Raw genomic sequence first — 16,571 nt, forward strand, 5'->3', positions numbered from 1 at the left:
AATTTGTCAACTTCGTGTCACGGTTTTTTTGCACAGGGTTTGGGCGTATGCTGCAGGTGCGCAATTCATGTGCACTTGCACCCGTCCGGCGGTTGGCCTGATTTCAGGCGGGCGGTCGCCATCCCGGTGCTCGGCTGTTTCGTATGATCGCTTATGGAGGCTCATCGATGGGTATTCTGTCATCCACCCGGTCACTGCTGCTTGCCGCTGCCGTTGCATCGTCCAGTCTTGCCGCTGCTGCTGCTGCGCAGGCGGAAACCTGGGTGATGCCGACGCCGTATCCGGACACCCGTTTTCACACCGTCAACGTGATGAAGTTCGCCGAGGACGTCAAAGCCGCCACCAATGGCGCGCTGCAGATCGAGGTCCATTCCGGCGGCTCGCTGTTCAAGCACCCGGAAATCAAGAACGCCGTGCGCAGTGGTCAGGCGCAGATCGGTGAATTCCTGCTGTCGAACATTGCCAATGAAAATCCGGTCTACGGCGTTGATTCGGTGCCGTTCCTCGCCTCTGATTATGACTCGGCCTACAAGCTGTGGCAGGCGTCGAAGCCGGTGATTGCCGCCGCGCTGGAAAAGGAAGGTCTGGTGCCGCTGTACGCGGTGGCCTGGCCGCCGCAGGGCCTGTATTCGGTCAAGCCGTTGAACTCGGTCGATGACCTGAAGGGCAGCAAGTTCCGCGCCTATAACCCGGCCACCAACAAGATCGCCAGCCTGCTGAGTGCGGTGCCGACCCAGATCGAAGAACCCGATCTACCGCAGGCGTTTGCCACCGGCCGCGTGGATGCGATGATCACCTCGGCCTCGACCGGCGTCGGCGTCAAGGCGTGGGATTTCGTGAAGAATTTCTACGACGTGCAGGCCTGGTTGCCGAAAAACGTGATTGTGGTCAACAAGCGTGCCTTCCAGAAGCTGTCGCCGGAGGTCCGCGAGGCGGTGCTGAAGGCCGCCGCCGAAGCCGAAACCCGTGGCTGGCAGATGAGCCGCACCGAGCGTGACGAAAAGAACAAGGCGCTGGCCGACAACGGCGTCAACGTTCAGGCCCCCAGTGCGCAGCTGGAAGCCGGTCTGGCCAGGATCGGTGGCCAGATGGTCACCGAATGGATGGTCAGTGCCGGGGACGATGGCAAGAAGATCATCGACGCCTACCGCGCCAAGTAAAAGGATGGCCCATCGGAAGGATTTCCTTTTGATGGGCCGTTTTTTTTGTTTTTCGCACAATGCTCTGGCAGGGAAGCCGCCTGATGTCCGAAAACTCTTCTTCTGTTGCGCAGGGAGGATCGCCGCTGCGCGCCCTGCTTGAAAAATTCTATCTGCTGTGCGGTGTCCTGGCCGGGGTGTTCATCGTCGGCATTGCGGCACTGGTGATGGTGCAGGTGGCAGCCAATGCCATCGACCGCGTTGCCCAGATGATCACCGGTACCGCCATTGGCCTGATGGTGCCGTCCTATGCGGAATTCACCGGCTTCTTTCTGGTTGGTGCGTCGTTTCTGGCCTTGCCCTATGCCTTTCATCACGGGGCCCATATCCGGGTCGGGCTGGTGCTGGGGCGTCTGTCGGCCGGGCCGACCCGGGTGATGAACATTGTCTGCCTGCTGGTGGCACTGGGCCTGACCTCCTTTGCTGGATGGTATGCGGTGCAGTTGATGCTGGACTCGCTGGAATTCGGTGACATGTCGTCCGGGCTGGTGCCGGTGCCGTTGTGGGTGCCGCAGGCCGGGATGGCGCTGGGCCTGATCGGGCTGGCAATTGCGGTGCTCGATGACCTGATCGTGGTGCTGGCGGGCAAGACCCCGGCCTTTGATGCGATCGAGGTTGATCCGGCCTCGTCGTCCTTTGAACGCTGACCAGACAAACTGCGGGAGCAGATCGTGGATCATCAAATCTTTATGCTGATCACCATCTCGGTGGCCTTGCTGGTGTTTCTGGCGGGCGGCCTGTGGGTGGCGTTGTCGCTGGTTGCGGTGTCGGTGCTGGCAATGGCGGTGTTCACCAGTGCGCCCGTGGGCGCGGTGATGGCCACCACCATCTGGGGCTCGGCCAATTCGTGGGCGTTGTCGGCTTTGCCGCTGTTCATCTGGATGGGGGAAATCCTGTTCCGGTCGCGCCTGTCACAAGACCTGTTCAACGGGCTGGCACCGTGGATGTCGCGCATTCCCGGCCGCCTGTTGCACGTCAACGTGCTGGGCTGCGGCATCTTTGCCGCCGTGTCCGGCTCGTCGGCGGCCACCTGCGCCACCGTTGGCAAGATGAGCCTGCCCGAGCTGCAAAAGCGCGGCTATCCGGTTGACATCACCATGGGCAGTCTGGCCGGGTCGGGGACGCTGGGGCTGTTGATCCCGCCGTCGATCATCCTGATCGTCTACGGGGTGGCGGTGGAAGAAAGCATTGCCCGTCTGTTTGTCGCCGGTATCCTGCCGGGGATCATGCTGATGGGGATGTTCATGGCCTATGTCATTGGCTGGAGCCTGCTGCATCCCGGCGCCATCCCCGACGAGCCGAATGTCACCTGGGGGGACCGCTGGCGGGGGCTGGGGAAAATCGCGCCGGTGGTCGGGCTGATCATGGCGGTGATTGCCTCGATCTATACCGGCATTGCCTCGCCGACCGACGCCGCTGCGGTGGGGGTGTTCCTGTCGCTGGTACTGTCGCGCCTGACCGGGACGCTCAGCTGGGCCTCGTTTGTGGATGGCCTGCTGGCGGCCACCCGCACCTCGTGCATGATTGCCTTCATTCTGGCCGGGGCGGCCTTTCTGACGGTGGCGATGGGCTATACCCGCATTCCGTCGGCGTTGGCTGAATATATCGGCACCCTGCACCTGTCACCCCCGGCCCTGCTGGCGGCGCTGACCGTGCTGTTCGTCATTCTGGGCTGCTTCCTTGATGGCATTTCGATTGTGGTGCTGACCACCTCGGTGATCATGCCGATGGTGCAGCAGGCCGGGATTGATACCATCTGGTTCGGGATCTTTCTGGTGCTGGTGGTCGAAATGGCCCAGATCACCCCGCCGGTTGGCTTCAACCTGTTCGTGATTCAGGGGCTGACCCGGCACAATCTGGTGCGCATTGCCAAATCGGCCATGCCGTTCTTCCTTGTGCTGGTGGCGGCGGTGGTGATGTTGGTGCTGTTTCCGGGGATTGCCACCTGGATGCCTGCCAACGTCAAAATGTAAGGGGCAGGGATGGGAAACCGGCTGATCTCCCTGTTGGCACGGCGGTCCCGCCTGATTCTGGCCCTCAGTCTGGGGGTCGGGCTGGCGGTCCCGCCGCTGGCAGCGGCGCTGAAGCCGCTGTTGGCGCCGGGGGTGATCGGCCTGCTGTGGGCGGCGATGGTCCGGCTGGATGTGTCGGACCTGCGCCGCCATGTGCGCCACCCGTGCCGCCTGCTGCTCAGTCTGGCGCTGATGATGGGCGGGATGCCGCTGGTGATGTGGGGGATCGGGCAGGGGTTGGATCACCTGTTTCCCATCCCCGGCGGGATTACGGCGGCGTTGGTGCTGATGGCCGCTTCGCCGACCCTGACCAGCGCCCCGGCTCTGGCGGCGTTGCTGCGGCTGGACAGTGCGCTGGCCCTGTTGCTGCTGTTGGGCGGGACGGCGCTGGTGTCCTTCAGCGCACCGCTGATGATGCTGGCCCTGACCCCGGTGCCGCTGGGCGACCTGTGGACCGCTGACGGGCTGGCGGTGCGGTTGCTGGTGCTGATTGCCGGAACAACGCTGGTCGCCGCCCTGTCCCGGCGCGGGATGGCCTGCCTGTCCCACGGCGCACGCGCGCAAGGGCTGGCGCTGGTCGATCTGTTCAGCCTGCTGTGCATGGTGGTGTTTGCCATCGCCCTGATGGATGGCGTCGGGCCGATCCTGTGGTCCCGGCCATGGCTGATTGGCGGGCTGCTGCTGTTGTCTTATGCGCTGGCTCTGCTGGCCCTGCTGGGCGGGATGGTGATCGGCGGGCGGGCCGGGCTGTCGCGGCGGGTGGCGGCCAGCATTGGCTATTGCTTTGCCAACCGCAACATGGCGTTGCTGATTGCCTGTCTCCCCCCTGTGGCGGCCACAGGAGAGAGCAAGGCAACGGTGGACATGCTGTGGTTATGGTTCGCGGTGGTGCAGTTTCCGATCTACACTTTGCCGATGCTGTTAACCCGTCCCTTGCAGGCGTGGCTTGCGCGGGAAGGGCAGAACGCCAGCGGCAACAGCGGCCACGATCAGCCCGAGGGCAATCAGTAGCGACCAGGTGAGCGTCTCGCCCAGAATCAGCAGCGAGCCGGTCACGCCAATCACCGGGATCAACAGGGTGCCAATGGTGGCTTCGCCCGCCGAGGCCCGGCGAATGACCTTGTACCACAACACTTGCGCCAGACAGATCGACAGGCTGATATGCCAGCCGAGGGCAACCCAGGCCTTGGCGGGCAGAATGCTGAAATCCGGCATCGGGTCATGCCATGCCGCCAGCAGCACCAGCGGAACAGCGGACAGCACATACTGCCAGCCGGTGACCACCATCGGCGGGGTGCTCCACGGGCGGCGCTTCATCAGCACCGTGCCCAGCGCCCAGCTGACCGCCGCCCCCAGCATCAGGAACGGACCAATGCCCTGATCCAGACCATGCGGCCCCAGCAGCACCGCCAGCCCGCTCATGCCGCAGACCAGCCCGACCCATTGCCGGGGACCGGGCTTTTCCTTCAGTACCGGAATGGCCAGCAGGGTGGTCCACACCGGCATGGTAAAGGTGATCACCGCCGCGCGCGAGGTGGCCATGGTCAACTGGCCATAGGTGGTGAACAGGTTGAACACCAGCACGTTCAACAGCCCGCCGAGCACCAGCGGGGTGATATCGCTGTGTGCCACCCGCAGGCGGTTGCCGGACAGGCGGGCGATGGCCAGAATCAGCACTGCGCCCGCCGTAAAGGCGAGCGCGCGCAGGGTAAAGGGCGGCAGATAGCCGAGCAGGATCTTGATGGCGGGCCAATTGAGGCCCCAGCAGAGGCTGATCAGACCGATCAGCCCCAGCTTTCCCCAATCCCGCGTGGCTGGGGGAGGGGGTGTTGTCATGATGCCTCGGGGGCGGGCTTCAATTCGACTTCGACAAAGGCAAACGCTGCATCGCCAATATTCTTGACGTTGTGCTCGACACCGGCCTTGCGGAAATAGCTGACACCGGGGGTCAGCTCGGTATGGGTGATGGTGCCATCCGGCCCGGTCAGTTCCATCCGGCCCGGATTGAGCGGGACGATGGTGTAGTCCATTTCGTGGCGGTGGAAACCGGTTTCCGCGCCGACCGGAAAGCGCCATTCGGTGACGCGCACCTGATCGTTGTCAATGTGCTGGACCGGCTGGGCGGTGGCGGTATCGGGGCAATGATCACACATGATTACACAGTCTCCACAGCGGGGATAACCCCTTCAAAACCATCAAGGAAGGAACCAAGGTTGGCGGTCAGGTCGCCAACCGCATAGCCGCCTTCCTGTACCACCAAAGTCGGCACACCGGAGGCGGCAATCATCGCGCCCAGGCGGGAAAATCCCGGCGTTGTCACGCCAAAGGTCGCCATCGGGTCGCCGATGAAGGTATCAAATCCCAGCGACAGCACCAGCAGCGACGGCGCATAGCGGGCAATGTCGGCCAGACTGGCGGCAACTGCGGTCAGGAATGTCGCCTCGTCGGCTCCGATCGGCAGCGGGCGGTTGATGGTATAGCCCAGCCCGGCTCCGGCTCCGCGTTCGTGGGCATAGCCGGAAAAGAACGGGTAAAAGGCGCTGGGGTCGGCGTGGACGTTGACCATCAGCACGTCGTTGCGCTCGTAAAAGATTTCCTGCGTGCCGTTGCCGTGGTGCAGGTCAACATCAAGGATCGCCACCCGCCCCGGCAGACCACGTGCCGCCAGCACCGGCAAAGCGGCCTGAGCGGCGATGGCGGCATTGTTGAGGTAGCAGAATCCGCCCGCCGCCTGCCGGGTGGCATGGTGCCCCGGCGGACGGCACAGGGCATAGGCGGCAGGCGCCTTGCCGCTGGCGACCAGCGTGGCCCCATGCACCGCCACCGCCGCCGAGGCACTGGCGGCAGCCCATGTCCCGGCCACCACCGGCGCGGCGGTATCATAGATGTGATAGCCCGCCTGCCCGACGATGCCGGTGGGATAGGTGGTGGTGCTGGTGAACGGGTGAGCGTTGGGGATCACCGCTGCGCTGGCTCCGGGCAGCTCGCTCCAGCGGCGATGGGCCGTTTCCAGAAAGTGGATGTACTCCGGCGTATGAACCGCCACCAGAGGCCCGGTGCCACACAGGGGGGCCTGCTCGATGGTCCCGCCCCGCCGTTGAAGTTGCTCGACCAGCGCCAGCGCCCGCTCGGGGACTTCGGGGACTGGCTTTGGCTCGCCGCGCACCAGATAGGTCGGAGGCTTGTGCGCAACAGAATCCGGGTGATGGAGGAAACGCATCGGGATGACTCCGGGCAATGGAAGGGCGGGGTTAGAGCATTTCTCGGTCTCCAGGGATCACGATAAATGCTCTAATGATTTGTTATTTAAGCAAATACGTCGTCGCAGATGTGTCCGCCTGCTCGGGATTTGCTCTAGAATTAGAGAGTGCCGTCAGCGGTGGCCAGCACCGTGCGGTACAGCACGGCGGCCCCCCGGGCGGCATCGTCCAGGTTGATGTCTTCGGCTTCGTTGTGACTGATGCCGCCGATGCAGGGGATGAACACCATCGCCGTCGGCACCTTGCGGGCGATGTAGACCGCATCATGCCCGGCCCCGGACACGATCCGCCGCTGGCTGAAGCCAAAGGCGCGGGCGGTGTCTTCGACGCAGGCCACCAGTGCCGGCGCAAACGGGGTGGCCGGGAAGTCCCAGAACGGCGCAATCGACGCCGTACAGCCACAGCCTGCGGCGCAGTCGGCCACCAGCTTGCGGAATTCGGCTTCCATGGTCGCCAGCACCGCGTCATCGGGGTGGCGCAGATCGACGGTGAACCACACCTTGCCGGGGATCACGTTGCGCGAATGCGGCTCGACATCCAGAATGCCGACGGTGGTGCAGGCATCGCCGCCGATCCGGTGGCCCAGATGGTGCAGGGCATCGACCATGCGGGCGGCAGCGACCAGCGCATCGCGGCGCAGGCGCATCGGGGTCGGACCGGCGTGGGCTTCCTGACCGGTGACGGTGACTTCAAACCAGCGTTGCCCCTGCGCACCGCTGACCACCCCGATCTGATAGCCTTCGACTTCCAGCACCGGGCCTTGCTCGATGTGGGCTTCGAGGTAGGCGGCCATCGGGTGGTCGGTGGCCGAGGCGGTTCCGGCATAGCCGATCCGCTTCAGCTCGTCGCCCAGCCGGGCCCCATCCTGCGCCACGGCATCAAGGATTTCGTCCAGGGTGAACACCCCGGTCAGCACCCCCGACCCCATCATCGGCGGCGAAAAGCGCGAGCCTTCCTCGTTGGTCCATACCGCCAGTTCCAGCGGGTGCAGGGTGGTGATGCCGTGGTCGTTCAGGCTGCGCAGGACTTCCAGCCCGGCCAGCACGCCATAGACGCCATCAAAGCGGCCGCCGGTCGGCTGGGTGTCGAGGTGGCTGCCCATCACCACCGGCGGCAGGCTGTTGTCGCGTCCGGCGCGGCGGGCAAAGACGTTGCCGACCTGATCAACGCTGATGGTGCATCCGGCCTGCTGGCACCACGCCACAAAGCGGTCGCGGCCAGCGCGGTCTTCGTCGGTCAGGGCCAGACGGCGGCTGCCGCCCTGGGTGCCGGGGCCGATGGTCGCCATCTCCATCAGGCTGTCCCACAGGCGGGAGGCGGAAATGGGCAGATCCATGGTGGTCCTCGTTGTCTTTTTATGGGGGAAACTAAAAAAACGGGCCGTGATCAGGCCGCCGACTGCAAGGCGTGATCGCGCGAACGCACACGCATTTCCAGCAGGGCGAGGATGGTTCGCAGCGTCGGCACCGCCATGCCCAGACGCTCGGCCAGTTCGATCACGGCCCCGATGATGGCGGCGGTTTCCAGCCGGCGACCGGCCTCGAAGTCCTGGAGCATCGAGGTCTTGAAGTCACCGACCCCGGCCGCCATCTCGATCCGTTCATCAACCGAGGTGCCAAAGGTGATCCCCAGTTGCTCGGCCACCGCCTTGGCTTCCAGCATCATCGCCCGGCCAACCGAACGGGTGCCGGGGTCAAGGCACAGGGTACCAAGAGTGGCCCCGGTCAGCGCACTCAGCGGGTTGAAGCCGAGGTTGCCCCACAGCTTGACCCACACCGCTTCGCGGATGTCGTCGGTGGCGCGCGACTGGAAGCCAGCCTGCCCGAACAGATCGACAATCTCGGTCACCATGGCGGCGGTGTGCGGCGAGTCCGGGCTGATCGCGCCAAAAACAAACCGCTGGTCGCTGATGTGGCGGATGCGGCCCGGCCCGTCGTTTTCCACAGCCACAAAGGTGGTCGCCCCGATCACCTGCGCCGGGTTGATGGTGCGCCACAGGGCTTCGGACGGGTCAACGCTGTTCAGCGGCTGATCGGCCAGCGGGGCCGGTTGCTGATAGGGGTACCACCACGGAATGCCGTTGATCATCGGCACCACCACCGTGTGCGGTCCGGTCAACAGTGACAGGCTGTCGAGCGCGCTGCGCAGGGCATGGGCCTTGACGCACAGGAACACCACGTCCTGAGGACCCAGTTCGTGGGCGTCGTCGGTGACGTGCGGCTGGGCATAGACCACCCGCCGCAACGGCGTCACCATCATGATCCCCTGCCGACGGACGGCTTCGAGGGCTTCGCCACGGGCCAGAAGGGAAACCTGTGCCGGGGTGGCACTGAGGCGGGCGGCCAGCAGGTTGCCGACCGCACCGGCGCCGATAATGGTGATCTTCATGCCGAAACTCCTTCCCCGTGCGACAGGTCCGCCGGAATTTCCCATCCCCGACCGGGGATGGCGTCAATCAGCGACTGGGTGTAGGGGTGCTGGGGATTACCGAACACCTCGGCTGCCGGACCCATTTCGACGATGCTGCCGCGTTGCATGACGGCGATGGTGTCGCATACCCGCGAGGCCACGCGCAGATCATGGGTGATGAACAGCATCGACAGGTTCAGGCGGTGGCGGATGTCATCCAGCAGGGCCAGAACCTGCGCCTGCACCGACACGTCGAGCGCCGATACCGGCTCGTCGGCAATCAGCAGCGACGGTCCCATCGCCAGCGCGCGGGCGATGGAAATGCGCTGGCGCTGACCGCCAGAGAACTCGTGCGGGAAGCGTTTGGCGGCACTGGCATCCAGCCCGACCATCGCCAGCAGGTCACTGGCACGGGCCATCGCCTGCGCCGGGGCTTCGCCAAAGGCAATCGGCCCTTGCGCGATGATTTCACCGACCATCCGGCGTGGATTGAGCGAGGCGTAGGGGTCCTGAAACACCATCTGGATTTCGCGCCGGAACGGCCGGAAGGCGCGGCGGTCGAGCGACAGCAGATCGGTGCCCTTGTACAGCAGGCGTCCGCTGTCGGGCTTCATCAGGCCCATCACGCTGCGCCCGAGGGTCGATTTGCCCGAGCCGGATTCCCCGACCAGCCCGACGGTTTCGCCCGGATGGATGGTCAGGCTGATGTTTTTACCGGCGGTGACTTCCTTGCCCTTTTTGAACAGCCCGCCGCCAACGTGGAAGGTCTTGTGCAGGCCCTCGGCCAGCAACAGCGGCTCGCCGCTCGGGGTAAACGGCGGGCGATCGCCCATCGCGTGCGGCACCGAGGCGATCAACTGGCGGGTATAAGGATGGCTGGGGCGGTTCAGAACCTCGTCAGCGGTGCCGATTTCCACCAGCTTGCCGTGACGCATCACCGCCACCCGGTGGGCGATTTCCGCCACCACCCCAAAGTCGTGGGTGATGAACATCACCCCCATCTGGCGCTCGGCCTGAATCGAACGGATCAGGTCAAGGATCTGCTTCTGGGTGGTGACGTCAAGGGCGGTGGTCGGCTCGTCGGCGATCAAAACGTCGGGCTCGCAGGCAAGCGCCAGCGCAATCATCACCCGCTGCCGCTGACCGCCGGACAGGCGGAACGGATAGCTGCGCACCAGCTCGGCCGGGTTGGGCAGGCCGACCTGGGCGAACAGCTCGATCACCCGCGCCTTGCGGGCGGTACGGTCAAGGTCGGTGTGGATGCGCAGGCTTTCTTCCACCTGATCGCCGACCCGCATCAACGGGTTGAGGGCGGTCATCGGCTCCTGAAACACCATCGCGATACGGCCACCGCGCAGCGCCCGCTGTTCGGGTTCGCTCATGGTCAGGACGTTGTTGCCCTTGAACAGCAACGCCCCGGCGGCCACCCGCACGCTGGGCACCGGCAGCAGGCCCATCACCGCGTGGGCGGTCATCGACTTGCCCGAGCCGGATTCCCCGACCACGCACAGGATTTCATTCGGATTGAGGGTAAAGGTCAGCGCATCAACGGCCAGTTCGCGGTCGGCAGATGGCGGCAGGGCAATCGACAGGCCGCGCACATCCAGCAACGGCTGGCGGTTGGGGAAGGCCGTTACCGGCGACGGAGCGGAGGACGACGAGACAGCAACAGCGTTCATGACTCAGGCCTTTCCTTTGCGCGCCACACGCGGGTTGAGGGCATCGTTCAGGCCTTCGCCGATCAGGTTCAGGGCCAGCACGGTCAGCAGGATGGCCAGACCGGGGAAGAAGCTCATCCACCATGCCTGCCGGATGACGGTGCGGGCGGCGCCGACCATGTAGCCCCAGCTCATGGCGTTCGGGTCGCCGAGCCCAAGGAAGCTGAGCGAGCTTTCCAGCAGCACGGCGGTGGCAACCATCAGCGACGACGACACAATCAGCGGCGACAGGCTGTTGGGCAGGATTTCGCGAAAGATGATGGTGGCGTTTGACTGGCCGGTGGTGATCGCCGCCTGGACGAATTCGCGGGAGCGCAGGGCCATGAACTCGGCGCGGGCCAGACGGGCCAGCGGCGGCCACGACACGATGGCAATCGCCAGCACGATGCTGCCCTGACTGGGGGTAAAGATCGCCACCAGCACCACGGTCAGCACAAAGTTGGGGATGGTCTGGAACAGTTCGGTAAAGCGCATCAGGGTGTCGTCAACCCAGCCGCCAAAGAACCCGGCCAGCGCCCCTAGGGTGACGCCGATCACCAGCGCGACGGCGGTCGAGGTCAGGCCGATCAGCAGCGACACCCGCGCCCCGTGGGCAATGCCGGAGGCAATGTCGCGGCCGAGGGTATCGGTGCCCAGCAGGGAGCCTTCCTCCATCGGGCCAAGGAACGGGGCGTTGACCATGTCCCACGGACTTTCGGGATAGATCAGCGGGGCAAACAGGCCCAGCACCACCACCACCGCCATGATCAGCAGGCCGATGACGGCCCCTTTGTTGCGGGCATAGGCCCGCCAGAAGTTCATGCTCTGCATGGAACGATCTCCGGCAAGGGTCTGATCAACGGGCAAGGTCGATACGGGGATCGACAAGGCTGTAAATCAGGTCAGTCAGGATGTTGAACACGATCACCATCACCGAGCTGATGAAGAAAATCCCCAGCAGCACCTGATAGTCGCGTTGCAGCACCGCCTCGAACGCCAGCCGTCCCAGACCGGGCCAGGCAAACACGGTTTCAATCAGGATCGAGCCGCCGATCAGATGCCCCGCCTGCACTCCGGCAACGGTGATCACCGGCAGGATGGCGTTGCGCAGCACATGGCGGACCACCACCGCACCGTGGCTGAGGCCCTTGGCGCGGGCGGTCTTGACGAAATCCATGTCGCGGACTTCGAGGATCGAGGCGCGGGTCATGCGGGCGTACACCGCCATATAGAACATGCCGAGCGTCAGGGCGGGCAGCAGCAGGTGTTCGCCGATGTCGATCATGCGGGCAAAACCGCTGAGGCCACCGCCAACCGTTTCATAGCCAAAGGCAGGCAACCAGCCGAGCTGGACGGAAAACAACAGCATCAACATCAGGCCAACCCAGTAAATCGGGGTGGCATAGGCCAGCAGGGCCAGAACGGTGATGGCGCTGTCACTGACACTGCCCGCCCGCACGGCGGCCAGCGTGCCCAGAACGATCCCCACCACCAGCGCAAAGACAAAGGCGGTCAGGGTCAGCACCAGCGTGGCGGGCAGACGGGCCAGCAGCAGGTCCCAGACGCTTTGTTGCTGGCGGTAGGAAAAGCCGAGGTCGCCGGTGGCGACGTGGCTGACATAGGTGGCGAGCTGTTCGAGCAGCGGGCGGTCAAGCCCGAACTGCTGGCGCAGCTGCTCGACGAATTTCGGATCGGCGGCACCGGCTTCACCGGCCATCACCATGGCGGGGTCGCCGGGGGCGGCGTGAACCAGCAGGAAATTGATCACCACGATGGCGAACAGGATGACGATGGCCTTTATCAGGCGACCGGCGAGAAAGCGGGGAAGTCCAGCCATGGGATGACCTCCTGACCATTTGGGGCGTTTTTTGGGGGGAAACCAGTCTGCCCGGAGCGGGAGGGAGTGAAGCCGCTCCGGGCAGGCCAAAGGTAGAAAATCGTGTTCAGGGAGCGATTTTCTACCGCTTGGTCATGTAGACGGACTCATAGCTTTCGTTCACACCGATACCGGTGGTGATGACGTTGTTGAATTTCTTGCTGACGAAGGTCGGGAACTGCATTTCCAGCAACCACGCCACCGGCACGTCATCGACCAGAATGCGCTGGACCTCGCTGTAGAGGGCCTGGCGCTTGACCGGATCGTTTTCCTTGGCGGCCGAGGCAAACAGCTCGTCAACCTTGGGGTTGCTGTAGCCCATGGTGTTGGAGAACATCACGCCCTGACGGATGTTGCTGCTGACATAGGTGCGCGAGACACCCAGCGCCGCATCACCATACTGGTAGGTGAAGTTGGCGGTCATGTCGTAGTCCCAGTTGGAGACCTTTTGCACCCAGCCCGCAACGTCGGTGTTTTCCAGCGTCACTTCGACGCCGACCTGCTTCAGCGACACTTTCACGTATTCGGCCAGACGCTGCCAGGTCTCGCCATAGGGCATCACGAGAAAGCGGATGCGGGCGCGGACACCGTTGGCGTCGGGCTTCAGGCCCATCTCGTCAAGCAGGGCTTTGGCCTTGGCGACGTCCTTGGTGTACTTCGGCAGGTTCGGTTCAAAGTTGTTGGTGTGGCTGTTGATCGGGCTGGTGGCCACCTGACCGAGGCCGAACCAGATCTTGTCGCGGATGAACTGGCGGTCGAGCGAGTACATCAGCGCCTGACGGAACCGCTTGTCGTTCAGCGGGGCGTTGCGGTTGTTCAGTTCCAGCCACGACACCGGGGCGACGAATTCATAGCCGTCGGTGGTGAAGTTCAGGTTCGGCTGGCTTTTCAGGCGGGCGACGTCGAACGGTTCGATGTCGTTGTACTGACTCTGGTCCACCTGACCGCTTTCCAGCGCCAGCGCGCGCGAGGCGGCATCGGGGATCACACGGAAATAGATGTCGTCGAGGTACGGCAGGCCCGGCTTGTAGTAATCGTCGTTGCGCACCAGATGGATATAGCTGCCCTTGACCCATTCCTTGAACTTGAACGGGCCGGTGCCGATCGGGGTGGCGTTGGCCGGGTTGTTCTTGTAGTCGGTGTTGGCATCGTACAGGTGCGCCGGGATGATCGGGGCCGAGGCAACTTCAAAGGCATTGATGAACGACGGGAACGGCTCTTTCAGCTTGAACACCACCGTGTAATCGTCGGGGGCGGTGATCGATTCACAGCGGGCGAAGTTGGCGCGGGCGCGCGAATGGACTTCGGGCAGGAACTTGGTGGTGGTGAAAATCACGTCCCTGGAGGTAAACGGCTGGCCGTCGTGCCACTTGACGTTCTTGTGCAGGTGAAAGGTATAGGTTAGCCCATCGGGCGAGATGTCCCAGCTTTCGGCCAGCGACGGCAGCGGCTTCAGCTGTTTGTCATAGGTCAGCAGACCCTGATAGATTTTTCCGCCGACGGTCTGGGTCGGGCCTTGCTGGTTCAGGCCCAGTTGCAGGATCGGCGGTTCCGGCTGCACGATGATGTTCATGGTGCCGCCGCGCGCCGGCTGGTCGGCGGCCAGCGCCGGAGCGGCAGACAGGGCGGCCGCGCCGGACAGCACCGGCAGGCCGAGGGCGGCAGCCATCAGGCTGGCGGAGAGAAGGTGGCGCAGGCGATCACGGTAACGGCGCTGAGAGGTCTGAACGGTCCTCATGGGCTTTTCTCCTGTGCGAAATCGGGGGTGTGACTGGATATGCCTTGGCTCAGGCGGCGTAGCCGGGGCCGTCTTCGTGTTCAAGCCAGCGCACCAGAGCTTTCCACTCCAGAACCCCGGCGGCAGGATATTTCTCGACGTACTGGCGGGCGGTGCGTTCGCAGACTTCGGGGGTCGGCAGGTGCAGCTCGCGGTTTCCGGCCAGAGTGGCGACCTGCGTCTGGCAGGACTGTTCCAGGTAGTACATCAGCACGGCGGCTTCGGGGACATCGATGCCGACGGTCAGCAGGCCGTGGTTGCGCAGGATCATCGCATTGTGGCTGCCAAGGTCATTCTGCAGGCGAATCCGCTCGTCCAGATCCAGTGCGATGCCTTCGTAATCGTGATAGGCGATGCGGTTGTACCAGCGCAGGGCATGCTGGTTCAGCGGCAGCAGGCCGTCTTTCTGGGTGCTGACCGCCATGCTGGCGGTGGTGTGCAGGTGCATGGCGGCGCTGACATCGGGGCGGGCGCTGTAAATGGCGCTGTGGATGGTGTAGCCCGCCGGGTTGCAGCCATAGTCCGCTTCGTCAACGATGTTGCCGTCGAGGTCGATCTTCACCAGCGTCGAGGCGCTGACTTCGTGGAACATCAGGCCATAGGGATTGATCAGGAAATGCTCCGACTCGCCGGGAACACGGGCCGACAGGTGGGTGTAAATGGTGTCGGTCATGCCCCACAGGTGAAACAGCCGGTGAGCAGCGGCAAGATCAAGGCGGGTCTGCCACTCGGCCTGCGAGCAGCGATCACGCACTTTGGACGGAACGGCGGTGACGGTGGACATGGTGTAAAGGCTCCAACCTCAAGAGTTCTGACCGGAAAACAGCGGGCGGGGGAGACAGGAAAAGGAAATCAGGGGATTATTGGTTCAACACCGCACCAGCCGGCGATGAACAGCGCCAGCACGCGGGTGACATCGCGCAGGCTGTCCAGCGACACCGATTCATCAATGCCGTGGATGCGGCTGGCTTCGGGGCCATAGCAGGTGGCGGGGGTGTCGCCGTACAGGCTGAAAAAGCGGCCATCGGTGGTGCAGGTCATGGCGACTTCGCGCGGGGCGTTGCCAAAGACAGCCGTGTGGCTGTCGGCCAGCAGGCGCAGGACCGGTTCTTCGCGGTCGATGGCATAGCCTTCGGCCTGAAAGCCGTGGAAGGTCAGCTCGACCGCCACCCCGGCCAGTGCCGGGTCGGTGGCGCAGGCGGTGTCGATGGTCTGGCGGACGGCGGCCCGCACGCTGTCGAGCGTCTGGCCGGGGAAAAAGCCGATCCGCATGTCGATGTCGCAGGTGGTCGGCACCGACGACGGCCATTCGCCACCGCTGATCCGCCCGACGTTGAACTGGGCCGGGTGCGGATGGTCGGCAAAGGCGGCGTGGCGGTGGCAGCAGCCGGGGGCGTTCCACTCTGCTTCCAGCGTTTTCAGATGGTTGACCAGCACCGTCGCCGCAGTGATGGCATTGCGGCCCGAGGTGGTATCGAGCACATGCGCCGGGGTGCCGGTCAGGGTCAGGCGGAACCACATCACCCCCAACTGGGCCAGCATCAGGGTATGGTTGAACGGTTCGGGGATCACCGCCGCATCGGCGCGATAGCCGCGTTGCAGGCAGGCCAAAGCTCCGTTGCCGGTGCATTCTTCCTCGACCACCGACTGGACATAGACCGGGGCCGCCGGTTGCAGCCCGATATCCCGCAGGGCGGCGAGGGCGGAAAGGGCGGCGGCAATCCCGGCCTTCATGTCTCCGGCCCCGCGACCGTACAGCCGCCCGTCGTGGATGACCGGCTCGAACGGTGGCGAGGTCCACTGGTCGGCGGGGCCGGTGGGCACCACGTCAATGTGACCATTGAGGATCAGCGAGCGGCCGGTCTGCTGGCGCGGCTGGTGGATACCGACCACGTTGTCGCGCCCTTGCAGGCCGGTGGTATCGACATCAAGGGCAGGGGGGGAAAAGGCCGGGTGGTCGCGGATCAGGTCAAGGTCGATCGGAAAGCGGTCGATTTCCAGCCCCATCGCCCGAAAGGTCTGCTCCATCAGGTCCTGCGCCGATTGCTCGTTGCCCAGCAGCGACGGGCGGCGGACCATCTCGGCCAGCAGGGTCTGGCAGGCGGCCTGTCGGCGGTCGGCGGCTGCCAGCAATGCCTGTTGCAGCGACGGCGCGGGCAGGGCAGGATAGCTGAGGTCAGGGCAGGGTTTCTGGGCCGGGATACTGGTCATCACAACAGGCTCCTGAGCGGGGGTGTTGCGGGGGGAACGCGGGCAACACCCCAGAGTAAAGGCGCGGAAAATCGTCTTTTTTGTGCAAATGCACATTTGGTGTGCAATGCGGTAGAAAGCTGATTTTTTC

15 protein-coding genes are annotated in these 16,571 nt (G+C 64.3%); 4 read left to right on the plus strand and 11 right to left on the minus strand.

Annotation, left to right across the window (positions count from 1 at the left end; genetic code table 11):
• The first annotated feature begins 167 nt into the window (after nt 1–167).
• The 4 genes from BW995_RS15710 (at nt 168) to BW995_RS15725 (ending at nt 4,222) form a co-directional block, all read left to right on the plus strand.
• Nucleotides 168–1,160, plus strand: a complete 993-nt coding sequence (locus BW995_RS15710) for a TRAP transporter substrate-binding protein (protein WP_076401375.1) — start codon at nt 168–170, stop codon at nt 1,158–1,160.
• 83 nt (nt 1,161–1,243) lie between these two features.
• Nucleotides 1,244–1,846: a TRAP transporter small permease gene (locus BW995_RS15715; RefSeq protein ID WP_217696116.1), complete on the plus strand. Its 603-nt coding sequence runs from the start codon at nt 1,244–1,246 to the stop codon at nt 1,844–1,846.
• A gap of 42 nt (nt 1,847–1,888) precedes the next feature.
• Entirely contained in the window at nt 1,889–3,172 is a 1,284-nt protein-coding gene (locus BW995_RS15720; RefSeq protein WP_076401584.1) for a TRAP transporter large permease, read from the plus strand.
• A 9-nt stretch (nt 3,173–3,181) separates the two neighbouring features.
• Entirely contained in the window at nt 3,182–4,222 is a 1,041-nt protein-coding gene (locus BW995_RS15725; RefSeq protein ID WP_076401376.1) for a bile acid:sodium symporter family protein, read from the plus strand.
• Here BW995_RS15725 and BW995_RS15730 read toward each other — a convergent pair.
• From BW995_RS15730 to BW995_RS15780, 11 genes are all read right to left on the minus strand, one after another.
• Nucleotides 4,133–5,047: a DMT family transporter gene (locus BW995_RS15730; protein ID WP_076401377.1), complete on the minus strand. Its 915-nt coding sequence runs from the start codon at nt 5,045–5,047 to the stop codon at nt 4,133–4,135. The genes BW995_RS15725 and BW995_RS15730 overlap by 90 nt on opposite strands.
• On the minus strand, nt 5,044–5,364 hold the full coding sequence (locus BW995_RS15735) for a cupin domain-containing protein (RefSeq protein ID WP_076401378.1): 321 nt from the start codon (nt 5,362–5,364) through the stop codon (nt 5,044–5,046). The genes BW995_RS15730 and BW995_RS15735 overlap by 4 nt, the downstream gene beginning before the upstream one ends.
• 2 nt (nt 5,365–5,366) lie before the next feature.
• Nucleotides 5,367–6,431 (minus strand): histone deacetylase family protein, encoded by a 1,065-nt coding sequence (locus tag BW995_RS15740; RefSeq protein WP_076401379.1) that lies wholly within the window; start codon nt 6,429–6,431, stop codon nt 5,367–5,369.
• 140 nt (nt 6,432–6,571) lie between these two features.
• Nucleotides 6,572–7,807: a Zn-dependent hydrolase gene (locus tag BW995_RS15745; RefSeq protein ID WP_076401380.1), complete on the minus strand. Its 1,236-nt coding sequence runs from the start codon at nt 7,805–7,807 to the stop codon at nt 6,572–6,574.
• A 50-nt stretch (nt 7,808–7,857) separates the two neighbouring features.
• On the minus strand, nt 7,858–8,859 hold the full coding sequence (locus tag BW995_RS15750) for a ketopantoate reductase family protein (protein WP_076401381.1): 1,002 nt from the start codon (nt 8,857–8,859) through the stop codon (nt 7,858–7,860).
• Nucleotides 8,856–10,559, minus strand: a complete 1,704-nt coding sequence (locus BW995_RS15755) for an ABC transporter ATP-binding protein (protein ID WP_084194915.1) — start codon at nt 10,557–10,559, stop codon at nt 8,856–8,858. The genes BW995_RS15750 and BW995_RS15755 overlap by 4 nt, the downstream gene beginning before the upstream one ends.
• A gap of 3 nt (nt 10,560–10,562) precedes the next feature.
• Entirely contained in the window at nt 10,563–11,408 is an 846-nt protein-coding gene (locus BW995_RS15760) for an ABC transporter permease (protein ID WP_217696117.1), read from the minus strand.
• 25 nt (nt 11,409–11,433) lie between these two features.
• Nucleotides 11,434–12,414 carry an ABC transporter permease gene (locus BW995_RS15765; protein ID WP_076401382.1) on the minus strand — a complete coding sequence of 327 codons (981 nt, stop codon included), beginning with the start codon at nt 12,412–12,414 and terminating at the stop codon, nt 11,434–11,436.
• A gap of 121 nt (nt 12,415–12,535) precedes the next feature.
• The gene (locus BW995_RS15770) at nt 12,536–14,191 is read right to left on the minus strand and encodes an ABC transporter substrate-binding protein (RefSeq protein WP_139332961.1); all 1,656 of its coding nucleotides are present in this window, start codon (nt 14,189–14,191) and stop codon (nt 12,536–12,538) included.
• A gap of 49 nt (nt 14,192–14,240) precedes the next feature.
• Nucleotides 14,241–15,014 (minus strand): class II aldolase/adducin family protein, encoded by a 774-nt coding sequence (locus BW995_RS15775; protein WP_076401383.1) that lies wholly within the window; start codon nt 15,012–15,014, stop codon nt 14,241–14,243.
• A 68-nt stretch (nt 15,015–15,082) separates the two neighbouring features.
• On the minus strand, nt 15,083–16,441 hold the full coding sequence (locus tag BW995_RS15780) for a M20 family metallopeptidase (RefSeq protein ID WP_084194916.1): 1,359 nt from the start codon (nt 16,439–16,441) through the stop codon (nt 15,083–15,085).
• Between the last annotated feature and the right edge of the window lie 130 nt (nt 16,442–16,571).

Origin of the sequence: Insolitispirillum peregrinum (assembly GCF_900156605.1) — a bacterium.
GTDB classification, from domain to species: domain Bacteria; phylum Pseudomonadota; class Alphaproteobacteria; order Rhodospirillales; family Rhodospirillaceae; genus Insolitispirillum; species Insolitispirillum peregrinum.